Raw genomic sequence first — 21,482 nt, 5'->3', positions numbered from 1 at the left:
CGAACAGGACGGATGCAGGTCAGCGCCGGCATCCGTTCCAAGCCCCTTTTCCCCCACCCCATACCAGCGACGGCGCGGCGCACGCATCGCGCGGAAGATCCGACAGGTACGAGCACATGACCGTCATTGTCTCCGTGAAAATCAACGACGGCATTGTCATGGCCGCCGACAGTGCCGGAACCATGAGCAGCGGGCAGGTCTACACGCACGCCAACAAAATCACCAACCTGTGCCAGGGATTGCCCGTGGGGGTGATGTCCACCGGCTCAGGTGGCATCGGCAACGAGTCGATCGAGACCCTGCTCAAGGATCTGCGCCGGCGCCTGAGCGGCCAGGACCCGGGCCATGCCGCGTGGCGGGTTGACCCGAACAGCTATACGATCGCGCAGATTGCCGAGCACCTGCGGACCTTCCTGTTCGAGGAAAAAGCACTGCACTGCCCCGATCCGACGAGCATCCAGCTTCGCCTTTGCGGCTATTCGGCAGAACGGCCGCTTGCCGAAGTCTGGGAGATCAACCTGACCCACCAGACCTGCCCGGCGCCGCGCCTGGTCATGGATGAGAGCAGCTTCGGCGTGCTGTGGGACGGGCAGTACGAGGCGCTCAACCGGCTTATTCTCGGCGTGGGCTTCGGCATCCGCGATGCGTTGGTGCGACACGGGGTTCCGGCGCAGGACGCGGGCATGCTCCAGGAAGGGCTGATCAGGGATCTCTATGCCACGCTCTCACTGCCGGCCATGCCGATCCAGGATGCCGTCGATCTTGCGCGGTTCCTGGTTGAGACGACAATCGGCTTTGTCAGGTTCTCCGTATACTTGCCAAAATCCGTCGGCGGAGCTGTCGCGATCGCCACCATCACCAAGCACGAGGGCTTCCGATGGGTTGAGCAAATGAGCCCCTGCGCGGTCGGACGGACCGCAATGAGCGGCATGAGAGACGACTGAGCGTACCGGGAAATCGACGACACTTTCTCCGCGCACCGGTGACAACAGGTCAGCCGGAACCGCATCCGTCACATCACGGGCGAACCTGCCCAGGCTGAATGGAAGGAATAACGGCCATGGTATGTACACGGGAACTCTATGAAAGCTCCAGCGGAGACCGCTGGCTGCTTGTCAGCGCCCCGGACACGGGCCGGGTGTTCGTCAGGCACGAGCCAAATGCCGCATCAGGCGGACGCAGCATCGAGGTCGGCATCGGGGATTTCCTGGCTCGCGGCGGGCAGGGCCCCGAGCACCAGGCTCTGCTGCACCTGATCGGAAGCCTGACGGAAACTGCGGAATAGGCCTGCGTCGATGCCTCGCGCCTCCCTCACCACATCCTCCCCCTGATGTCCGGACGCCGCCGCGGCGCGGCGACGTCCGAACGCCGTTCCACCCGGATCAGGCCAGGTCGAAGCGATCGAGGTTCATCACCTTGGTCCATGCCGCCACGAAGTCATGCACGAACTTCTTCTGCGCGCCCTCGCAGGCATAGACCTCCGCCAGGGCACGGAGCTGGGAGTTCGAGCCGAAGACAAGATCCACGCGCGTGCCGGTCCATTTCAGGGCGCCGGTCGCGCGGTCACGGCCTTCGAACGCATCCTCGGCCTCCGAGGTCGCCTTCCAGGCCGTGCCCATGTCGAGCAGATTGACGAAGAAGTCGGGGGTGAGCGCCCCCGGCCGCTGCGTGAACACCCCGTGCGGCGACTGCCCGACATTGGCCCCCAGCACGCGCAGGCCACCGACCAGGACCGTCATCTCGGGCGCGGTCAGCGTCAGCAGTTGCGCCCGGTCGACCAGCAACGCCTCCGCTGCTTCCTTGCGTCCCGTCCTGAGATAGTTGCGGAACCCGTCGGCCACTGGCTCCATCACGGCGAAGGAGTGGACATCCGTCTGCTCCTGCGTCGCGTCGGTGCGGCCCGGGGCAAAGGGAACTGCCACCTCGTGCCCGGCGGCCTTCGCCGCCTGCTCGACCGCGGCGTTGCCGGCAAGGACGATCAGGTCGGCGAGCGACACCTTCTTCCCGCCCGATTGCGCGGCATTGAACGCCTGCCGGACTCCTTCAAGCGTGCCGAGCACTTTCTCCAACCGGGCAGGCTGGTTGACCTCCCAGTCCTTCTGCGGCGCCAGGCGGATGCGCGCCCCGTTGGCCCCGCCGCGCTTGTCGGAGCCACGGAAGGTCGCGGCCGAAGCCCAGGCCGTCGCGACGAGGTCCGCGACCGACAGGCCGGAGGCAAGAATCCTGGCCTTCAGATCGAGACTGTCCTGCGCGTCGATCAGGGGATGATCGACCGCGGGAACGGGATCCTGCCAGACCAGCTCCTCCGCGGGAACCAGCGGGCCGAGGTAGCGCGCGCGCGGGCCCATGTCGCGATGGGTCAGCTTGAACCAGGCCCGGGCGAAGGCATCGGCGAAGGCATCCGGGTTCTCGTGGAACTTCTTCGAAATCGGCGCATAGATCGGATCGAGCTTCAGCGAGAGATCGGTCGTGAGCATCATCGGCGCATGGCGCTTCGAAGGATCATGCGCGTCCGGCACGGCATTCGCCGCAGCGGGATCCTTGGGCTTCCATTGCCAGGCGCCGGCCGGGCTCTTGGTCAGTTCCCAGTCATGGCCGAACAGGGTGTCGAAGAAGCTGTTGTCCCATTTGGTCGGCGTGGGCGTCCACGCACCTTCCAGGCCGCTTGAAATCGTGTCGCCGCCCTTGCCGGAACCAAAACGGTTGTTCCAGCCGAGCCCCTGCTCCTCGAGACCCGCTCCTTCCGGTTCGCGGCCAACCAGCGCCACATCGCCCGCGCCATGGGTCTTGCCGAAGGAATGTCCGCCCGCGATCAGCGCCACCGTTTCCTCGTCGTTCATGGCCATGCGCGCGAAGGTCTCGCGGATGTCGCGCGCCGCCGCCAGCGGATCCGGCTTGCCGTTCGGCCCTTCCGGGTTCACGTAGATCAGGCCCATCTGCACGGCGGCGAGCGGGTTCTCGAGGTCGCGCTCGCCGCTGTAGCGCTTGTCGCCGAGCCAGGTCTCCTCCGCCCCCCAGTAGACGTCCTCCTCGGGCTCCCAGACATCCACGCGCCCGCCACCGAAGCCGAAGGTCCTGAAGCCCATCGATTCCAGGGCGCAGTTGCCGGCCAGGATCATCAGGTCGCCCCAGGAAATCCTGTCGCCGTATTTGCGCTTGATCGGCCAGAGCAGCCGGCGCGCCTTGTCGAGGTTCACGTTGTCGGGCCAGCTGTTGAGCGGCGCGAAGCGTTGCGAGCCGGAGCCCGCCCCCCCGCGGCCGTCGCCGATGCGATAGGTGCCCGCGCTGTGCCACGCCATCCGGATGAACAGCGGCCCGTAATGCCCGTAATCCGCCGGCCACCAGTCCTGCGAGTCCGTCATCAGGGCGAAGAGATCCCGCTTCACCGCCTCGAGATCGAGCTGCCGGAACTCCTTCGCGTAGTCGAAGGCCGGCCCCATCGGATTGGACAGGGAAGAACGCTGGTGCAGGATCCTGAGATTCAGCTGCTGCGGCCACCAGTCCCGGTTCAACCGCCCGCCGAAAATGGTGTTGAGCTGCTCCCCATGCGTCACCGGACATTTGCCGGCCGTCGCCGTGTCATTTCCGCCCATGGTTTCCTCCGATCGTGGCTACGTTGGTGGAGCTGGTCCGCGGACAAGAATCACGACGCCCGCAGAAGTCGATCCCACGTCATGGCTAGCACAATCACCGACCCGGGAGGCGTGAAATGCCGCCTTTGCCGCCCGCCCGGCTTAGATATGAACAACCCGAAAATATATTACTTGTTTCACATCAGGCTTTGCATCGGTTGACGGCATCAGACGGCGCAAAATCCGCGGCGGCAATGTGAAGCCACTGCAATATTCACCGATCCTCATCTTCGCAGTCGCCGATCTAGCAGAGCTGTTCGATTAGTTTAAGTTAGGTTTTCTGATGATGGCAATAAGGCAGGGTTATGGTCAATCTGACACTCAGGCAGCTTCGCTATGTCGAGGCACTGGCACGGTATGGCCATTTCGGACGCGCGGCCGATGCCTGCGCGATCTCTCAGCCGGCTCTGTCGATGCAGATCAAGGAGTTGGAGGAGTCGCTGGGAACGGCGCTCTTCGAGAGAAGCGCTCGCCAGGTCCAGCTCACCAGCCTCGGCGAGGAATTCGCCACGCGGGCGCGCGACATCCTGCGCGCCGTCGATGCCCTGGGGGACCTGGCACGGGCCTCGCGGGACCGGCTGGTGGGACGGCTGCGCATCGGTATCATTCCCACCATCGCCCCCTATCTGTTGCCGGCCATCATCGGCGACCTGACGCGCCTGCATGCGGGCCTCGACATCCATGTGCGCGAGACGCTGACGCCGAGGCTGATCCAGGAACTGGCGGAGGGAAGGCTGGACACGGCCATTGTCGCGCTGCCGGTATCCGAACCCTCGTTCACCGAAGTCGCTCTGTTCACCGAGGAGTTCGTGCTGGTCCGACCGGGCGAGGACGCGGGAAAGCCCGTGCCCGATCGCGAAACGCTGCGCGAGATGAGGCTGCTCCTGCTGGAAGAGGGCCACTGCTTTCGCGACCAGGCACTGGCCTTCTGCAACATGCCCTCGGCGCTGTCACGGGAATTGCTGGACGGCAGTTCGCTGTCAACACTGGTCCAGATGGTCGCCGCCGGCATCGGGGTCACCTTGATTCCGGAGATGGCGGTGGCGGTCGAGACACGCTCGGCGTCAGTCTCCATCGCCCGCTTCGAGGATCCCCGTCCCGCGCGGACAATCGGCATGATCTGGCGCCGGACAAGCCCTTTGGCGAGGCAGTTCCTGGAAATTTCCGAAGTGGTCCGTCAGTCGGCCCACCGTGCGGGAGGACAGTCGGCCGGCCCGCGACGGCAGGGCCGCGCACGACATGCCTGACCGTCCCCCTGCGTTCCAGCCGTGCAGTCGACGCAAGGCGGATGGCGCTACGCTGATCCACCCTGCGTTTGTTCGTTGTGCTGCACAGCGCTTTCAGGGGGCCGTCACCTGAACGGGCTGGCGTAGACGGCGGAAGTCCCGAGTTCGCGCTCGATCTCCAGCAGCCGGTTGTACTTGGCGACCCGTTCGCTGCGGCAGGGCGCGCCGGTCTTGATCTGGCCACCGCCCATGGCAACGGCGAAATCGGCGATGAAGCTGTCCTCGGTCTCCCCGGAGCGGTGCGAGACGACGGTGCGCCAGCCCGCCTCGCGGCAAAGCTCGATGGCACGCACGGTTTCCGTCACCGTCCCGATCTGGTTCAGCTTGATGAGGACGGCATTGGTCGATCCCTCGGCGATGCCGCGCCGGATGAAGGACACGTTGGTCACATAGATATCGTCGCCGACGATCTGCACCTTCCCGCCCAGGGCGGCCGTATGCGCCCTGAACCCGGCCCAGTCATCCTCGGCGAGGCCGTCCTCGATGGAGACGATGGGATAGGCCGCGATCCACCTGCCATAGATCCCGGTCATCTCCTCGCTGGTCTTCCGCCCGCCACCGGATTTCGAAAGGTCGTAAACCCCGCCTTCGGCAAATGAGCTGGCGGCGGGATCGAGGGCAATCGCGACGTCCTCACCCGGCTTCAGCCCCGCCGCCTGGATGGCCTCGACGATGAGCTCGCAGGCGGCCTCGTTGCCGGGCAGGTTCGGCGCGAAGCCGCCCTCGTCGCCGACCGCGGTGGAGAGGTTGCGCCGCTTCAGCACGGATTTGAGCGCCTGGTAAGTTTCGGCACCGTAGCGCAGCGCCTCGCGGAAGCTCGGCGCGCCATGCGGCACCAGCATGAATTCCTGGAAGTCGAGCGAATTGTCCGCGTGCTTGCCGCCGTTGATGACGTTCATCATCGGCACCGGCAGGCGGCAGGCGGCGGGCCCGCCCAGGTAGGCATAGAGCGGCAGGCCGGCGGAGACGGCGGCGGCTCGTGCCGCGGCCATGGACACGCCCAAAATGGCATTGGCCCCCAGCTTCGATTTCGCGGGCGTGCCATCCAGTTCAAGCAGGATGCGATCGAGCCCGGCCTGGCGCGACGCGTCCTGTCCGACCAGGGCCGGGGCGATGATGTCGGTCACGTTGGCAACCGCCCGCGCAACCCCCTTGCCGCCGAACCGCGCCTTGTCCCCGTCCCGCAACTCGAGCGCCTCGTTCTCCCCGGTCGAGGCGCCGGAGGGAACGGATGCGGCGGCCACGGTGCCGTCCTCCAGGCCGACCCACACCCGCACGGTCGGCAGGCCGCGCGAGTCCAGGATTTCCATCGCATCCACCTTGGCAATCCGGGTCTTCATGTTTGCTCTCCCTTGGTCCGGATGTCCGTATCCAGGTCGCGGCCACCGGGATGGCACGCCATGCCCGCCCGTGGGTCGCCTTCGTCGAGCGCATGAGGAGCAGGCAGGACACCCACCTTGCGGCAGGGCTGTCCGGGGCGACGGGCAGACTCCTGCCGCAATCTCACGCGGCAGGAGTCATCAGCCCTCGCGGGCGGTTTCGGGGGACTCCATCCCCATCGGGCCGCAAGCCTATGGAGGCCCGTCGGGCAGGGCAATCTCGCCTTCGAAAATATCACGAAAACGTGAGGCATCCGGCGTGCCGGGCGATCCCTCCAGCCCGGTTCCGCCGGCGATGACCACGGCACATTTCACATGGAAAATACGTTGATACCCCCATGCCCGGTGCGCCGGCACGACATCGGGCAAGACCCCCATCAGCGCATGCCCAGGGTGATTTTTTAATAAACGCATACTCTTGGTATTTTTCGCACACGATACTACAAGAAAACGACGGAACATATGGAGCGCGCGTATGAGCGGTGCGGTTGCGGCAGACGGGGGGCCCGTCGGCCGGGGAAGAGAGGACTGGCTGGCCGCCGGCATCGGCCTGGCCTTGTTCCTGGCGGCCTTGGCCGGAACGGCGGGGACCGACCTGCTCGGCTGGGTGGTCACCACGGCGGTGTGGATCGACCCGACCGGCGCACTGGCGCCGGCGGCACGAACGGCCTGGGGATGGCTCGGCGGCGGCGGCGCGCTGCTGGCCACCTGGGGAGCATTGCTGGTGCTGCTGACACTGGCGGCGGCGGCGACAGGGGCGCGGGTGGGGCGTTTCGCCCTCGCCTTCAGCGTGCTGTTCGCGCTGGCCTATGGCAGTTGGTTCCTTGGCAGCCATGCGCGGCTGGCGGCGGTCACCCCGGCCGAATTGAAGAAGTTCGGCCTCGACTGGTCACTGAAGCTCACCAGCGAGGGTGGATTCCTGATCGCGCTGGTGGCCGGGCTGGTGATCGCCAATGCCTTCCCCCGCTTCGCCGAATGGCTGAAGGAAGCGGCACGGCCGGAGCTTTACATCAAGATCGCCATCGTCCTGCTCGGGGGCGTGCTGGCCACCGCCATCGCCGGCAAGCTCGGCTTTGCCAGTTCGCTGCTGCTGCGGGGCATCGCCGCGATCGTCGAAGCGTACCTGATCTACTGGGCTGTGGTGTATTTCGTTGCCCGTCGCTGGTTCGGCTTCAGCCGGGAATGGGCGGCGCCGCTCGCCTCGGGCATTTCCATCTGCGGCGTGGCGGCGGCGATCGCCACCGGCGGGGCGATCCGCTCCCGGCCGGGCGTGCCGGTGCTGGTCTCGTCGCTGGTGGTGGTGTTCGCGGTGGTCGAGGTGCTGCTGCTCCCGTTCCTGGCGCAGGCCTTCCTCGCCGACCAGCCGCTGGTGGCGGCGGCCTGGATGGGGCTGGCGGTGAAGACGGACGGCGCGGCGGTGGCGGCCGGCGGCATCACCGAGGCGCTGCTGCTGTCGCAGGCGGCGGCCGGCGGCGTGAACTGGCAGGCCGGCTGGATCCTGGGCACCACCGCGGCGGTGAAGATCTTCATCGACGTCTTCATCAGCGTCTGGGCGTTCATCCTGGCCTATGTGTGGACCAACCACATCAACGTGCAGCCGGGGCAGGAACGGGCGCGGCCGATCGAGATCTGGCACCGTTTCCCGAAATTCATCCTGGGCTTCATCGTGACCTTCGCGGTGGCGCTCGCGCTCTCGCTGTCAGCCTCGCCGGCGCAGATCGCCACCCCGGTGGCGGAAGCGAACACGCTGCGGGTGATCTTCTTCCTGCTGACCTTCTTCTCGATCGGCCTGCTCTCCAACTTCCGCAAGCTGTGGGAAGAGGGTCTGGGGAAGCTGGCCCTGGTCTACGTGGTCAGCCTGTTCGGCTTCGTCATCTGGGTCGGGCTGGCGATTTCCTGGATCTTCTTCCACGGCGTGACCCCGCCGCTGGCCTCGTGAGGAGGACGACATGACCGATCCCGACCTGCGCCGGGAACTGGCGCGCCAACCGGTGGAGCCGCTGCTGCCGATCGAGCGGCGTCTCATCGCCTGGAGCCTGGGCCTCGGCCTTGGCTTGCTGGTGCTGCTCGGCGCGCTGAGCCGCGTGGTTTAAGCGGCGGCCCCATCGACGACGCCGCTGGTCCGGGACAGGCCCCCGGCCAGCGGCCCAAACAGCCCCTTCACACCGATGTATATCTGCGGCAGCATATCCCTGAGCTGGCTGCCCTTCGATGCTCCTCGCCGGGCTTATCTGAACCGCACCCAGGATTGGATCTCATGACTTCCACATAATTACAGCCGATTTTATAAATCACAGGTTTCATAATTTGACGACCGATGTTTATTTGATTGCAGGCGTTACATGGGAACGTCTCATCCGCGGGCAGGTCGTCACGCATTCAAACTTATTCAAGATCGGGTATTCGGCCAATCCGTTCGACCGGCTGAAGCAGGTGCGGGCCAATTCGAGCCACAACCTGGCCCTGTTCGGGGTCATCCTCTGTGAAAACGAACAGGCCGCCGCCGAAGTGGAGAAGGGATGCCACAAGGCCCTCGCCGGATATCGCAGGCGCGGCGAGTGGTTCAGGAACGATGTCCGGCAATCGTGGAAGCACCTGATTGAGATCTATCCCACCGGTTCGATCTGGCTGACCGATTGGTACGACATCGATCTCGACCGGATGCAGCTGGCCCCCTTCCCTCCCGGCGCGAAATTCGGCGTGTCGGACAACTATCACGCCTATGCCCGTTTCAAGGAAGGCCTGCTGCGCCTCCAGGATTGGGAACCCAGGGTCCCCTCCTGGGCCCTGCATGGCCCGCAACTTCCCGGCCCGCCCCCCCCTGCTGCCAGGGAGACCCGGCGACGCCGTGCGCCCAACCGGCGGACAGGAAAATCCGGGATACGGTCCACGGCCGAGGATGCGGGGCCGCCCCCGCTCGCCCGGCCATGCCCCGAAGGCATCACCGAAGGCCGCTGAACTTCCGGCGCGCACACCTCCGAACTGCACGATCCAAGCTGGTTTATAATTGACCAAATCCGAACCAGACTGTAATTATTATTTATCACGATTATTTTCAGTAAAATATACCTCCCGGAGACAACTTGATGCCCCTCAAGAACGTTGCGCTGGCGCTGACTCTGACAGTGCTGGGCTTTCTGGCGCCGGCACAGGCAGAAACCATCAAGGTTGGGGCAACCGCCGGCCCGCACGCCGAAGTTCTCGAGGCCGCCGCAAAAGTGGCGGCCCGCAATGGGCTCGATGTCCGCATCATCGAGTTCAACGACTACATCATGCCGGATGCGGCGCTGGCCGCCGGCGATCTCGACGCCAACAGCTACCAGCACCTTCCCTTCCTGGAATCGCAGATCGCGGCACGCGGCTACAAGCTGGTCCCGGTCGGACGCACCGTGCTGTTCCCGATCGCGGTCTATTCGAAAAAGTACAAGCGGCTGGAAGATCTTCCCCGCGGGGCGCAGATCACCATTCCGAATGACCCGGCGAACGAGGCACGCACGCTGCTGCTGTTCCAATCCGTCGGCCTCATCCGCCTGCGCGATGGGGTGGGCTTCAAGGCCACGCCATTGGACATCATCGAGAATCCGCATGGCTTCCGGTTCCGCTCGATCGAGGCGGCACAACTGGCCCGATCGCTCGACGATGTGCATGCCTCCGCGGTCAACGCCAATTACGCGCTGCTGGCCGGCCTGAACCCGCAGCGCGATTCCATCCTGCTGGAAAAGCCGCAATCGCAATATGTCTGCGAAATCGTCGTCCGCGCCGAAGACAAGGACAAGCCATGGGTGCGCAGGCTCGTCGCCGCCTATCAGTCCGACGAGGTGAAGGACTTCATCAACACCCGCTATCCCGGGGCAGGCTTCGCCGGCTGGTAAGGAGAAACCGTCATGGTTCGGCTGTTCAACGAGACCCTGGTCCCCAGCCTGCGCGGCGCCCCGGTCGGCTTCACCGGAACCGTCTGGCGTGACGAGATCGCCCGCGGCGGCGCCCCGCACGACCTGCGCGTCTACCGGGTGTCCTTCGAGCCCGGTTCACGCACCGCCTGGCACACCCATCCTTCCTGGCAGGTGCTGCACGTCCTTTCCGGCATTGGCCGGCTGCAGAGCCGGGGCGGAGAACTGATCACGCTGCGCCCGGGTGACAGCGCGTGGATCGATCCCGAGGAAGAGCACTGGCACGGCGCCGCCCCCGACCATCACTTCGTGCATATCGCGATCCACATGGCGACGCCGGACGATCGCGAGGTGACGTGGCTGGAGCAGGTCGCGGATGCGGAATACCGCTGATACCGCCCCCCTGAAGACAGACGGAGACGGGTCTTGAAGCTGGAAGGCAGGGTCGCGATCGTCACCGGCGCGGCGGGGGGCATTGGCCTGGCCATTGCTCACGCGCTGTCACGCGAAGGGGCGATCGTCACGGTGGCCGACATCGCCGGCGACGAGGCCCGCCACGCGGCCGCCACGGTGGAAGCCGCCGGTGGCCGGGCATGGCCGATCGCGGTCGATGTTGCGGATCCGGCTTCCGTCAGCAGCATGACCGAAGCCGTCATCGCGCGGTTTGGCCGGCTGGACATCCTGGTCAACAATGCCGGCATTGGCCGCACCGCGCTGTTCCTGGAAACCTCGATCGAGGACTGGAACCGGACGATTGCCGTCAATCTCACCGGAGCCTTCCTGGTCGGGCAAGCCTGCGCCCGCGTGATGGTGCAGCGCGGCGGCGGCAGGATCGTCAATATCACCTCGACGTCCGGGCAACGCGGTGGCCGTGGGCGTGCCGCGTATGGTGCCGCGAAAGCGGGGCTCGATCTGCTCACCCGGGTGATGGCGGTCGAGTTGGCCGCGCAGGGCGTGAACGTCAACGCCGTCGCCCCCGGCCCAACCGACACGAAGATGGTCGAAGCCGCGCATGATGCCGCAACGCGCGCGGCTTATGGCCGCCTGATCCCGGCGGCCCGGTACGGCCGCCCCGAGGAAATCGCCGAGGCAGTGGTGTTCCTCTGCTCCGACGCGGCGCGGTACGTGCACGGCCACACCCTCGCGGTCGATGGTGGCTTCACCGCGGCCGGGATGATGTGACGGGCCGGCGCGGGCCGGGTGGAAGCGCCGCCGTGCCCAGGATACGTGGTGCCCTGCTCAGGCCGGGCTGTCCCACTCGGCCCAGCAATCCGGCGTCTCGTAAACGGTCACGCGGCGCAGGCCGGGAATGGCCAGCCGCTCGCCGATCCAGGTAGCGATCAGTTCGGCGGTCGGGTTGCCCAGGCCGGGCACGTCATTGAGGTGGTGGTGGTCGAGTTGCTCGTGCAGCGGCGCGAAGGCACGATCCAGTTCCCAGAAATCGATGACGAAGCCGCTCACCGGGTCGACCGGCCCCTCGATCGTCAGCACCACGCGGTACTGGTGCCCGTGCAGGCGGCTGCATTTGTGGGTCGGCGGCACGCCGGTCAGTTGGTGGCTGGATTCCAGCGTGTAGGCCCGACAAATGCGCATCACGGTATGTTCCAGGTCTTGTGTGCCTGGATCGACAGGCGCCACGGGGGGTTGGCAAGGCAATAGGCGGCGGCCGCGGCGGTGTTGGCCGCGAGCGCGGGGCCGTCCATGGGCTGCAGCCAGCGCTGCGCCGCGGCGAAGCCGGCCAGCGCGTCCGGCGGCAGGCCCGGTTGCGGGAACACCAGCTTCAGCTCGTCCGCGTGATCGAGCACCAGTTCCGCGCCGGCCTTCGGCGAGACGCAGATCCAGTCGATCCCCTTCGGCGGCCGGACCGTGCCATTGGTCTCGACCGCAATGACGAAGCCCTCGGCGTGCAGGGCCTCGACCAGGGCGGCGTCGACCTGCAGCAGCGGCTCGCCCCCGGTCAGCACGACGAAGCGATGCCCTGGCGCGGCGCCCCAGCAGCGTGCCGCCGCACGGGCAAGCCCTGGCGCGGTGGCATGGCGCGTGCCGCCGCGGAACTCCGTGTCGCAGAAGCGGCAGGTCGCGGCGGCGCGGTCCTCCTCGCGCCCCGACCACAGATTGCAGCCGGCGAAGCGGATGAACACGGAGGCCCGCCCGAGATTGGCCCCCTCGCCCTGCAGCGTGTGGAAGATGGAATGAACAATGTAGGTCATGCGATGCGCATCGGCGGTCCCGCCCATGCCGGCATCGTCACGAAGGTATCGTCACGGATACGGCGCAGGCCCTTTCGTTTCCGCTTCCCGGGGAAGCGCCCGGTCAGCAGCCCGGCGGCACGATCGCGAACTGCGTCAGCGTGCCCTTCATCACGAACTCGCCGAAATCCATGTCCAGCTCATCGGCGACGCCGTTGTCCCAGTAGCGCATGCTGACCTCGTAGTCGGGCTGCTGGCTGGACGTGCCCCGGTCGAAGAAGGCCACGTGCACCCGCCCGCTCGGCAGCTTCGCCAGATCCGGCCATTTCGACGGCCGCGGCCCGCCCCAGGAGGAAATCGCGACCGAACTGTCCTGCCCGCCCTTCTCGCTGGTGCCGTCGAACAGCGGCAGGGTGATGAACTTCTTGCCCGCGCGCGCCGCCGCCAGGATTGCCTCGGTATGCGCCATCGGGAACAAGGTGCCGGCCGGCAGGTCCTTGGTGGTGTCCTCCGGCACGGAATAATGCACCGTGCCTGGTCCACCCACCCGCTCCAGCGACGCCTCGCCGGCGACCTCGCTGGTCACCGCCTGCTCGGTGGTCTGGCGCATGCGGAACCGCATCTTCAGCCCGTCCTTGCTCTCCCAGGTGGTGTAGTCGGAGAGCATCTGGATGTCCTGCCCGTCGCGGTTGATGATGGTCATCTCCAGCCGCTGCCGGCTCGCCCAGCCGTCGCAGGCATCCAGCACCTCATAGGCCATGGTGCCGGAGGCACCCGCCACCTCGCTTGCGCGCGCCTGCTCGAGCGTGAGCGTGTACAGCGCGCGATGCGCCGCCATCGGGGCCGCGGGCTCAACCGCCATCGCGGGCACGCCGCCCCCCAGCAGCAGGGCCAGGGCGGTCAGGACGAACAGACGCATGCGCAGACTCCGGACTCTGGACAGGTTGCTTGCCCCACCGCTCCGGGCCCGATGGCAGGACGGTGTTGCCGCTCACGACTCATGGCGCAAAACATAGGAACGTCCCAGGATGCGCGCCAGCACACAGACGCCGGCGCCGCATGCCGGACGCGGTTTCCCGCCGCGCCCCTATCCAATCCCCAGCGCGACCTGCGCGACATGCAGCACCACCATGCCGCAGGACAGCACCAGATAGCCCATCAGCCCGACCAGCCAGACCCGGGCCCCGCCGGCGGGACGGGCGGCCGGCAGGCGCTCCGGCGGCAGCATGCGCCAGCCTGGCCGCTGCGCCGTGGCGTCCGCCGGCCGGGCCGGCGCCAGGCGCATCGCCCCGATGCCGACCGCCACCGCCCCCACCGCGCCGACGCCCAGCAATCCGATCAGCCAGCCGCCGGACAGGCCGGGGACCAGCACCGCGGCGATCAGCAGGCCGGACAGCACCACCAGTCCCGCCACCACCGTCCCGGTGAACAGGTTCATCCAGCGGCCGTTCACCCACGGCCCCAGCACCGTGGAATCGTTGCACAGCAACAACAGGAACACCGTCGAGACCGGCAGCACCACCCCGGCCAGGGTCTGCACCCCTTCGGTGATCAGCCCCAGCGGCACCCCCGGCAGCAGCACCAGCAGCGCCCCGGCCGCCACCAGCCCGGCATAGAGCGCATGGAAGCCCCATGCTTCCCGCGGGCGCCGGTGCAGCGAATGCCCGGCGGCGAACAGGTCGCCCACCGCATAGGCCGTCGAGAGCGACACCGCGGCCGCCCCGATGATGCTGGCATCCAGCAGCGCCAGGGCGAACAGCGTGGCCGGAACCGTGCCGGCGTGATGCTGCAGCCCGCGCGCCACGTCGCCAACATCGGTGAAGCCGCCCGCCTGCGGGGTGCCGGCGAAGGTGGCGGCGCAGAACGACATCATCGCCACCGCGCCGACCACCACCACCACGATGCCCAGCCACAGATCGGCCTTTTCATAGGCGATGAACCGGGCGGTGATGCGCTTGTCGACGATGTAGCTCTGCTGGAAGAACAACTGCCACGGCGCGATGGTGGTGCCGACGATCGCCACCACCAGCAACAGCACCCGCGCCAGATTCCCCTCCGGCAGTTGCGGCACCAGCAGGTCCCGCCCGATCTGCCCCAGCGGCGGATGCACCAGCAGGACCACCGGCAGCAGCAGCAGGCTGCCCGCCACCAGGGTCAGCGCCACCCGCTCAAAGCGGCGGAAATCGCCGGTGCCCGCCGCCGCCATGATCAGCCCCGCCGCCACCGCCACGCCGACGAGGCGCGACAGGCCGAGGTAATCCAGCGCCAGGGTGATGCCGATGAACTCGGTGACGATGGTCAGCGCGTTCAGTACCAGCAGGCTGATCACGCTGACCCCGGCCCAGAGGCGGCCGAACCGCGCCACGATCAGCTTCGCGTGGCCGACGCCGCTGACCGCACCGAGCCGCAGCACCATCTCCTGGTTGACGTAGAGCACCGGCACCAGCAGCAGCAGCGTCCACAGCAGCGCGGTGCCGTAATCCTGCCCGGCCTGGGTGTAGACGGCGAAGGCGCCGGCGTCGTTGTCGCCGACCATGACGATCAGCCCGGGGCCAAGCACGGCCAGCAGCGTACGCAACCGTCCCGCCCAGCCGCGCGCCTCCTGGCCATGCGGGATGCTGCCGAGCGCCCCCCGGATCTGTGCGGGCGGGGCGGCCACCGACGCCAGGGTTTCGGCCGTGCCGGCGGGCACGAGCACGGGACTCGGTTCGAGAAGGGGGGCCATTCCTGCCTCCTCCATGCTCAAGCGGTCAGCTCAAGCCCGGGAGGCGGTGGCCGGAGGGGTCAGACCCCTGGGGCGTTCGCGTCCCGGACCACGAAGCAGCCGTTACGGATCACCACGGACGACGCGAAGCGTCGACTGTGGCACTCCGACGGCTGACTGCTAGATCGCGGGTTCATCTGGATCCTGTTGTGGTTTCACGCCGGCATGCCGACGCCGCGCGTCGTTACAACGCGCCAGCGCCATCTTTGCTCCGTCACAAAGGCCGCATCAAGCGCCTTCATGCCGCGCAGCGCGAATGGGATCCAAGGGCCGTGTGGCCCTTGGCGGGTCAAGGGCGGAGCCCTTGCCTTACTCTCTATTACTCTTTCTGTCCGCCCTTGAGCTTCGGCGGCAGGTCGAGTTTCAGCGACAATTCCTTCATCCGGGCCGGCGGCACCTCGGCCGGGGCGCCCATCATCAGGTCCTCGCCCTGCTGGTTCAGCGGGAAGAGGATGACTTCGCGGATATTCGGCTCATCGGCGAGCAGCATGACCATGCGGTCGATGCCGGGCGCCGAGCCGCCATGTGGCGGGGCCCCGTAGCGGAAGGCGTTCAGCATGCCGCCGAACCGGGCTTCCACGTCGGCGGCGGTGTAGCCGGCGATCTCGAAGGCCTTGATCATGATGTCCGGGCGATGGTTGCGGATCGCGCCCGAGGACAGTTCGATGCCGTTGCAGACGATATCGTACTGGAAGGCCTTGATGGTCAGCGGGTCCTGGGTCAGCAGGGCCTCCATCCCGCCCTGTGGCATGCTGAACGGGTTGTGGCTGAAGTCGATCTGCCCGGTTTCCTCGTTCAGCTCGTACATCGGGAAGTCGGTGATCCAGCAGAACTCGAAGCGTCCCGCGGCGATCAGCCCCAGGTCTTGGCCGAGCTTGGTGCGCACCAGCCCCGAGAATTTCGGCGCCTCGTCTTTCTTGCCCGCGGCGAAGAACACCGAGTCACCGGCCGAGAGCCCGCAGGCCACGCGGATGGCCTCGGCCCGTTCCGGCTCCAGGTTACGCGCGATCGGCCCTTTCGGTCCGTCCGCCTCGAAGACGATGTAGCCGAGCCCGCCCGCGCCCTGTTCGCGCGCCCATTCGTTCAGCTTGTCGAAGAAGCTGCGCGGGTTGCCGGCGGTGCCCGGCGCCGGGATCGCCCGCACCACGCCGCCGCTGGCCGCGATCTTGGAAAACAGCCCGAAGCCGGAGCCGGCGAACTGCGCGGTCACGTCGGTGATGCGCAGCGGGTTGCGCAGGTCCGGCTTGTCGGTGCCGTAGACCAGCATCGCTTCTTCGTACGGGATGCGCTGGAATGGCGGCTTGGTGACGCTGCGCCCTTCCGCGAATTCCTCGAACACGCCCGCGATCACCGGCTCGATGGTGGCGAACACGTCCTCCTGCGTCACGTAGCTCATCTCGAAGTCGAGCTGGTAGAACTCGCCCGGGGAGCGGTCGGCGCGGCTGGCTTCGTCGCGGAAGCAGGGGGCGATCTGGAAGTAGCGGTCGAAGCCCGCCACCATCAGCAACTGCTTGAACTGCTGCGGCGCCTGCGGCAGCGCGTAGAACTTGCCAGGGTGCAGCCGTGCCGGCACCAGGAAGTCGCGCGCGCCCTCGGGCGAGGAGGCGGTCAGGATCGGCGTCTGGAATTCCGTGAACCCGGCCGCGATCATGCGCCGGCGCACCGAGGCGATCACCTGGCTGCGCAGCACCATGTTGCGGTGCAGCTTGTCCCGCCGCAGGTCGATGAAGCGGTATTTGAGGCGGATGTCCTCGGGGTATTTCTCGTCGCCGGCCACCTGCATGGGCAGCACATCGGCGACCGACTGCACCTCCACGGTGGCGGCGCGCAGTTCGATCTCGCCGGTGGGGAGCTTCGGATTGACCGTGCCGGCCTCGCGCAGCACCACCTCGCCGGTGACGGTGATCACGCTTTCCGGCCGCAGCCGGTCCACCGTCTCGAAGGCCACGCTGCCGGCGGCGAAGACGATCTGCGTCAGGCCGTAATGATCCCGCAGGTCGATGAACAGCAGCCCCCCGTGGTCGCGCTTGCTGTGCACCCAGCCGGAAAGGCGGGCGGTCTGGCCGGCGTCGCTGGCGCGCAGCGCGCCACAGGTATGCGTGCGATAGGCGTGCATGGGGCTTGTCCCGAGGCAACTTGAGGCGCGGCAGACAACAGGCCGCTCCCCGCAGTGTCAAGCCGCCAGGGCCGGGCGAGGGGCGGAAAGCCCCCCCTGGTGTTCCGTGCACGCGATGGAGCCATGCCTTTAAAGCCAGCCGCGCCAGCGGAACCACAGCAGCGGCAGCACTGCCGACAGCACGATCAGCATCAGCGCGTACGGGTAGCCCCAGGCCCAGTCCAGTTCCGGCATCCACTTGAAATTCATGCCGTACATGCTGGCGAAGAAGGTCGGCGGCACCCCCACCACCGAAACGATCGTCAGCACCTTGATGATGTCGTTCTGCTCGATGCTGATGAAGCCCAGGGTTGCGTCCAGCAGGAACTGCACCTTGTTGGTCAGGTGGGCGTTGTAGTCGGTCAGCGAGCGGATATCGGCCTGCAGCGTCTCCAGCCGCGGTTTCTGCGCATCGGTCAGCCAGTCGGCGTTGGTCGCCAGGAACGGCCCCAGCCGCCCCACCCCGAGCAGCGTGTCGCGCAGCTTGGAGATCAGGTCGCCCGACCGCCCCACCGCGCGCAGCACCGCACGCAGTTCGTTCTCCTCGCGCTTGGGGCGCAAGCCTCCCCGCCGGGCATGGAAGATCCGGCCGGACACCTGGTCGAGTTCCTCTCCCGTCCGCTCCAGCACGTCGGCCAGCCGGTCCACGATCGCCTCCAGCAGGCCGAGCAACAGGTCGGTGGAGGAGATCTGCTCCCGGTCCTTACAGGACTCGGCGAAGGTCTCGAAGGCGCGCAACCGGGCGAAGCGCACGGTCAGCAGCCGCTCGCGCGACAGCACCACGCCCACCGGCGTGGTCCGCGCCTGCGTATCGGCGGCCTGCACCGCGGGCAGGCTCATGGTGAGCGTGCCGTTGCGGCGATAAAGCCGGCTCGAACTCTCGATCTCGCTCAGCTCCGCGAGTCCCGGTACGTGCAGGCCGGTGGTCCGCTCCACCAGCGCGATTTCCTGCGGATCAGGGTCGACCAGGTCGATCCACACCGCCTGCGCATGCGGCGTGGGCTCCGCCTGCCCGGGATGCCCGGGGAACACGTTCAGCATTGCTCCATTCCGTCCTCCGGGGCGCCGCACCCGTTGCACCCACGCCTCCGAACGTGCCCGCTGCCGCAGCGTCACATCGGAAAACCGCCACGATCCTGCGCAAAGACCATGCCCGCGCGCAACGACCACGGACATGCAACGGACGTGCCGTGTAACCTTTGATGGTGGAAGGTGCCGTCATACAACTGCAGCGCCAGCAACGACGCCGCTTTCCTCGGCACCGATGCGGCGTGTACACTCTTTGTCATGCCTCGCAGCCCGCGCGCCGAGTTTCCTCCCCCTGTCCTGGTGAGCACCACGCCCGAACTCGAGGCGTTGTGCCAGCGACTCGCACGCGAGCGTTTCGTTACCGTCGACACCGAGTTCATGCGCGAGCGCACCTACTGGCCCGAGCTTTGCTTGGTGCAACTCGCCGGCGAAGAGGAAGTCGCCGTCATCGACGCGCTGGCGCCGGGGCTCGACCTGGCCCCGCTCGGGACGCTGCTCGCCGACACCGCGATCGAGAAGGTGTTCCACGCCGCCCGCCAGGACATCGAGATCTTCGTACTGCGTTTCGGCGACGTGCCGCGGCCGCTGTTCGACACCCAGGTGGCCGCCATGGTGGCCGGCTTCGGCGACCAGGTCGGCTATGACGCGCTGGTTTCGGCGCTCACCGGCGGGCATATCGACAAGGCGCACCGCTTCAGCGACTGGTCGGTCCGACCCCTCTCCGCCTCGCAGATCAGCTATGCCGCTGCCGACGTGACGCATCTGCGCCGCGTCTACGAACGCCTGAGCGCCCGCCTCGAACGCGAAGGCCGGCTCGACTGGGTCGCCGAGGAAATGGCGCTGCTGACTGACCCGGCCACCTACCGCCCCGACCCGGAGGCGATGTGGGAGCGGCTTCGCCCGCGCACCAACAACCGCCGCATGCTCGCCGTGCTGCGCGCCATTGCCGCCTGGCGCGAGCGCGAGGCCCAGCGCGCCAACATCCCGCGCAGCCGGATGCTGAAGGACGAGGCGCTGCTGGAAATCGCCGCCACCGCCCCGGAGACCCCGGACGCGCTGGCTCGCGCCCGCGGCGTCACCAAGGGGTTCGCCGAAGGCCGCATGGGGGCCGGGCTGATCGCCGCCATCGCCGAGGCGAAGGCCCTGCCCGACGACGCCCTGCCGGCCGCGCCCAATCACCGCGACGGCCCGCGCCCCTCCCCGGCCCTGGTTTCGCTGCTGAAGGTGCTGCTGGCGGCGAAATGCGAGCAGCACCACGTCGCCCCCCGTCTGGTCGCCTCCAGCGAGGACATCGACCGCCTCGCCATCGAGGACCGGCCCGACATCCCGCTGCTGAGCGGCTGGCGCCACGAGGTGTTCGGCGCCGACGCGCTGGCGCTGAAGCAGGGCCGCATCGCGCTCGGCGTCGATGGCCGCCGCATCAAGCTGATCCGCTCGCCGGAGCCGTAACCCGTCCTGATCAGTGGCGTTATGACGTAGGGCGGACGTAGTCCGCCAACGCAAGCCGGCCTGCTTGCGATGGCGGATTGCGCTTCGCTGATCCGCCCTACGTTTGTGTGCTGACCGCCCGAATCAGCCGGCTTCCGTGGTGGTCGCCAGCCCCATCGCCTGACCCAGCCGGTCCAACCGGCGCGTCACGCTCTCGCCGGCGAACACGCCGCTGCCCTGGGCCAGCCGCAGCGTCAGCGCCCCCCCGACCTCCAGCCGGGTCGCCCGCAGCAGGTCGAGCGTCCCCGCCGAGAGGGTATAGGCCAGGCGCAGCGCCATCCCCAGGATGGTCGCCCGCCGTACCGCTTCCGGGCTGAGCAACTGCCGCGCGGTCTGCAGGAAACCGGCATCGGGCTCCGCCTCGTAGCGCAGCGCCAGCGCCAGCCCGAGGAAGGCCCGCTCCTGGTGGTCCATGCCCACGCCGGGCTGACGCAGCACATGCAGGAAGGTCTGCTCGGCCCGGTACTCCGGATGCTCGTGGCTGCCCACGTCCGACAGCCAGCAGGAAGCCTCGCGCAACCGCCGGTGTTCGGCCGGCTCCCCGGGGAAAAGCGGATCGGTCCAGGTCACCAGCGCCGGCGGCAGGGCCGGATCACGGCCGAAGCGGCGGGCAAAGTCGATGCCGGCGGCCAGCAGCGGATCCTCGTCCCGCTTCGGCGGCTCGATCTGCCGCATGTACCAGCCCTCGCGCAGCCCGGCGGCGCTGAACACCACGCGCCGCACCCCGGTGCTGCGCAACACCCGCCGCAGCACTACCGCCGCGAAAGGCAGGTCGTCGATGCGCCGCCGCGGCACCCCGGGCATGCGCTCAAGCGTGCGGCGGGAGGCGCTGATGATCATCCCGGCCAGGTCGCGCGCCTCGTCCCGCCCGATCGTGTAGTGATGCACCATGTTCAGCGGATAGGCGGTCTGGGCGAGGTGGATGCGCGCCAGCGCCCGCCACGCCCCGCCCACCAGGAACAGGTCGCGCCCGCTCATCTCGCCCAGCCAGGGCACCCCCAGCAGGTCCTGCTCGGCGATCGCTCGCGCCTGCATCGGGTCGCCGCCGGCCCGCTCGGCCAGCCGGATCACCCCGAGCTTGAGCGTCTGCCCGATCCCGGGCCGCCCCTGTTCCAGCCGCACGAATTCCAGCGAGCCGCCGCCGATATCGGCCAGCACCCCATCGGCATGCGGGATGCCGCAGAGCAGCCCCTGGGCCGAGAGCGCCGCCTCCTCCTCGCCGGCGAGGATGCGAATCGGCACCCCCGGCATCTGCCCCGCCAGCGCCGCCACGAAATCCGGGCCGTTGGCGGCGTCGCGCACCGCGGCGGTGGCCAGCACCTCGAACGGGTTGGCCCCCATGGCGCGGGCGATCGCGGCGTAGCGGCCCATCACCGTCAGCGCCTGCGCCACCGCTTCGTCGTTCAGCCGCCCCGTGCCCTGCAATCCGCGTCCGAGCCGCAGGACGGCCTTCTCGTTGAAGATCGGCATGGGATTGCGTCCGCGCCCCTCGAACACGACGAGGCGCACGGAGTTGGAACCGAGGTCGACTACCGCGCAGCGCGGCAACTCGGCAGGGGGCATGTAGGGCATCGCAAAAGCCACGGGTGCCGGGCGGGCGCGGCAGCGTCAAGCTTTCTTTCGTTGGCCAAAAGCCCGCCGCATCGGTTGCGAAACCGGCCCCGTTCCGC

The 21,482-nt window shown here is 67.7% G+C and carries 20 protein-coding genes and 1 riboswitch; of the genes, 9 read left to right on the top strand and 11 right to left on the bottom strand.

The window, feature by feature from the left end; all coding sequences use genetic code 11:
* The first annotated feature begins 116 nt into the window (after positions 1-116).
* Positions 117-944, top strand: coding sequence for an Ntn hydrolase family protein (locus NBY65_RS14150; RefSeq protein ID WP_150040656.1), 828 nt, complete (start codon positions 117-119; stop codon positions 942-944).
* Positions 945-1,168: 224 nt separating this feature from the next.
* On the opposite strand, the gene NBY65_RS14145 is transcribed toward NBY65_RS14150, so the two are convergent.
* Both NBY65_RS14145 and katG read right to left on the bottom strand, forming a co-directional pair.
* Positions 1,169-1,315 (bottom strand): hypothetical protein, encoded by a 147-nt coding sequence (locus NBY65_RS14145; protein WP_162530528.1) that lies wholly within the window; start codon positions 1,313-1,315, stop codon positions 1,169-1,171.
* 67 nt (positions 1,316-1,382) lie between these two features.
* Positions 1,383-3,593 carry a catalase/peroxidase HPI gene (katG, locus tag NBY65_RS14140; RefSeq protein ID WP_150040654.1) on the bottom strand — a complete coding sequence of 737 codons (2,211 nt, stop codon included), beginning with the start codon at positions 3,591-3,593 and terminating at the stop codon, positions 1,383-1,385.
* 344 nt (positions 3,594-3,937) lie between these two features.
* On the opposite strand from katG, the gene NBY65_RS14135 reads away from it, so the two are divergent.
* Entirely contained in the window at positions 3,938-4,879 is a 942-nt protein-coding gene (locus NBY65_RS14135) for a hydrogen peroxide-inducible genes activator (RefSeq protein WP_150040653.1), read from the top strand.
* A gap of 104 nt (positions 4,880-4,983) precedes the next feature.
* On the opposite strand, the gene eno is transcribed toward NBY65_RS14135, so the two are convergent.
* Both eno and NBY65_RS14125 read right to left on the bottom strand, forming a co-directional pair.
* The gene (gene eno / locus NBY65_RS14130) at positions 4,984-6,258 is read right to left on the bottom strand and encodes a phosphopyruvate hydratase (protein WP_150040652.1); all 1,275 of its coding nucleotides are present in this window, start codon (positions 6,256-6,258) and stop codon (positions 4,984-4,986) included.
* 164 nt (positions 6,259-6,422) lie between these two features.
* Positions 6,423-6,484: riboswitch (Fluoride riboswitch) on the bottom strand.
* Between the two features lie 5 nt (positions 6,485-6,489).
* Positions 6,490-6,666 (bottom strand): hypothetical protein, encoded by a 177-nt coding sequence (locus NBY65_RS14125; protein WP_162530527.1) that lies wholly within the window; start codon positions 6,664-6,666, stop codon positions 6,490-6,492.
* Positions 6,667-6,772: 106 nt separating this feature from the next.
* Between NBY65_RS14125 and NBY65_RS14120 the strand changes: the two genes are divergently transcribed.
* The 6 genes from NBY65_RS14120 to NBY65_RS14095 all read left to right on the top strand — a co-directional run bounded on the left by NBY65_RS14120 (position 6,773) and on the right by NBY65_RS14095 (position 11,369).
* On the top strand, positions 6,773-8,236 hold the full coding sequence (locus NBY65_RS14120) for a putative sulfate exporter family transporter (RefSeq protein ID WP_150040651.1): 1,464 nt from the start codon (positions 6,773-6,775) through the stop codon (positions 8,234-8,236).
* 10 nt (positions 8,237-8,246) lie between these two features.
* Positions 8,247-8,390, top strand: a complete 144-nt coding sequence (locus tag NBY65_RS14115) for a hypothetical protein (RefSeq protein WP_203330465.1) — start codon at positions 8,247-8,249, stop codon at positions 8,388-8,390.
* A 214-nt stretch (positions 8,391-8,604) separates the two neighbouring features.
* Entirely contained in the window at positions 8,605-9,255 is a 651-nt protein-coding gene (locus NBY65_RS14110; RefSeq protein WP_162530526.1) for a GIY-YIG nuclease family protein, read from the top strand.
* 128 nt (positions 9,256-9,383) lie between these two features.
* On the top strand, positions 9,384-10,169 hold the full coding sequence (locus NBY65_RS14105; protein WP_150040649.1) for a MetQ/NlpA family ABC transporter substrate-binding protein: 786 nt from the start codon (positions 9,384-9,386) through the stop codon (positions 10,167-10,169).
* A 12-nt stretch (positions 10,170-10,181) separates the two neighbouring features.
* On the top strand, positions 10,182-10,580 hold the full coding sequence (locus NBY65_RS14100; RefSeq protein ID WP_150040648.1) for a (R)-mandelonitrile lyase: 399 nt from the start codon (positions 10,182-10,184) through the stop codon (positions 10,578-10,580).
* 33 nt (positions 10,581-10,613) lie between these two features.
* A complete protein-coding gene (locus tag NBY65_RS14095; protein WP_150040647.1) occupies positions 10,614-11,369 on the top strand; it encodes an SDR family NAD(P)-dependent oxidoreductase in 756 nt (251 codons plus the stop codon).
* Positions 11,370-11,426: 57 nt separating this feature from the next.
* Here the strand turns inward: NBY65_RS14095 and NBY65_RS14090 are convergent, their stop codons facing one another.
* The 6 genes from NBY65_RS14090 to NBY65_RS14065 form a co-directional block, all read right to left on the bottom strand.
* Positions 11,427-11,780, bottom strand: coding sequence for a 6-pyruvoyl trahydropterin synthase family protein (locus tag NBY65_RS14090; protein ID WP_150040646.1), 354 nt, complete (start codon positions 11,778-11,780; stop codon positions 11,427-11,429).
* A complete protein-coding gene (gene queE, locus NBY65_RS14085) occupies positions 11,780-12,397 on the bottom strand; it encodes a 7-carboxy-7-deazaguanine synthase (protein WP_150040645.1) in 618 nt (205 codons plus the stop codon). Before queE ends, NBY65_RS14090 begins: the two co-directional genes overlap by 1 nt.
* Positions 12,398-12,500: 103 nt before the next feature.
* Positions 12,501-13,295 carry a cell envelope integrity EipB family protein gene (locus NBY65_RS14080; protein ID WP_150040644.1) on the bottom strand — a complete coding sequence of 265 codons (795 nt, stop codon included), beginning with the start codon at positions 13,293-13,295 and terminating at the stop codon, positions 12,501-12,503.
* A gap of 168 nt (positions 13,296-13,463) precedes the next feature.
* A complete protein-coding gene (locus NBY65_RS14075; RefSeq protein ID WP_150040643.1) occupies positions 13,464-15,101 on the bottom strand; it encodes an NRAMP family divalent metal transporter in 1,638 nt (545 codons plus the stop codon).
* Between the two features lie 358 nt (positions 15,102-15,459).
* Positions 15,460-17,256: an aspartate--tRNA ligase gene (gene aspS, locus NBY65_RS14070; RefSeq protein ID WP_150040642.1), complete on the bottom strand. Its 1,797-nt coding sequence runs from the start codon at positions 17,254-17,256 to the stop codon at positions 15,460-15,462.
* A gap of 129 nt (positions 17,257-17,385) precedes the next feature.
* Positions 17,386-18,336: a magnesium transporter CorA family protein gene (locus NBY65_RS14065; RefSeq protein ID WP_162530525.1), complete on the bottom strand. Its 951-nt coding sequence runs from the start codon at positions 18,334-18,336 to the stop codon at positions 17,386-17,388.
* Positions 18,337-18,582: 246 nt separating this feature from the next.
* Between NBY65_RS14065 and rnd the strand changes: the two genes are divergently transcribed.
* On the top strand, positions 18,583-19,773 hold the full coding sequence (rnd, locus tag NBY65_RS14060; protein WP_150040727.1) for a ribonuclease D: 1,191 nt from the start codon (positions 18,583-18,585) through the stop codon (positions 19,771-19,773).
* A 123-nt stretch (positions 19,774-19,896) separates the two neighbouring features.
* Here the strand turns inward: rnd and NBY65_RS14055 are convergent, their stop codons facing one another.
* Positions 19,897-21,384: a Ppx/GppA family phosphatase gene (locus NBY65_RS14055; protein WP_150040640.1), complete on the bottom strand. Its 1,488-nt coding sequence runs from the start codon at positions 21,382-21,384 to the stop codon at positions 19,897-19,899.
* Positions 21,385-21,482 lie beyond the last annotated feature (98 nt).

Source organism: Rhodovastum atsumiense (genome assembly GCF_937425535.1).
Classification (GTDB): domain Bacteria; phylum Pseudomonadota; class Alphaproteobacteria; order Acetobacterales; family Acetobacteraceae; genus Rhodovastum; species Rhodovastum atsumiense.
This window is presented reverse-complemented; position numbering and strand designations above follow the sequence as displayed.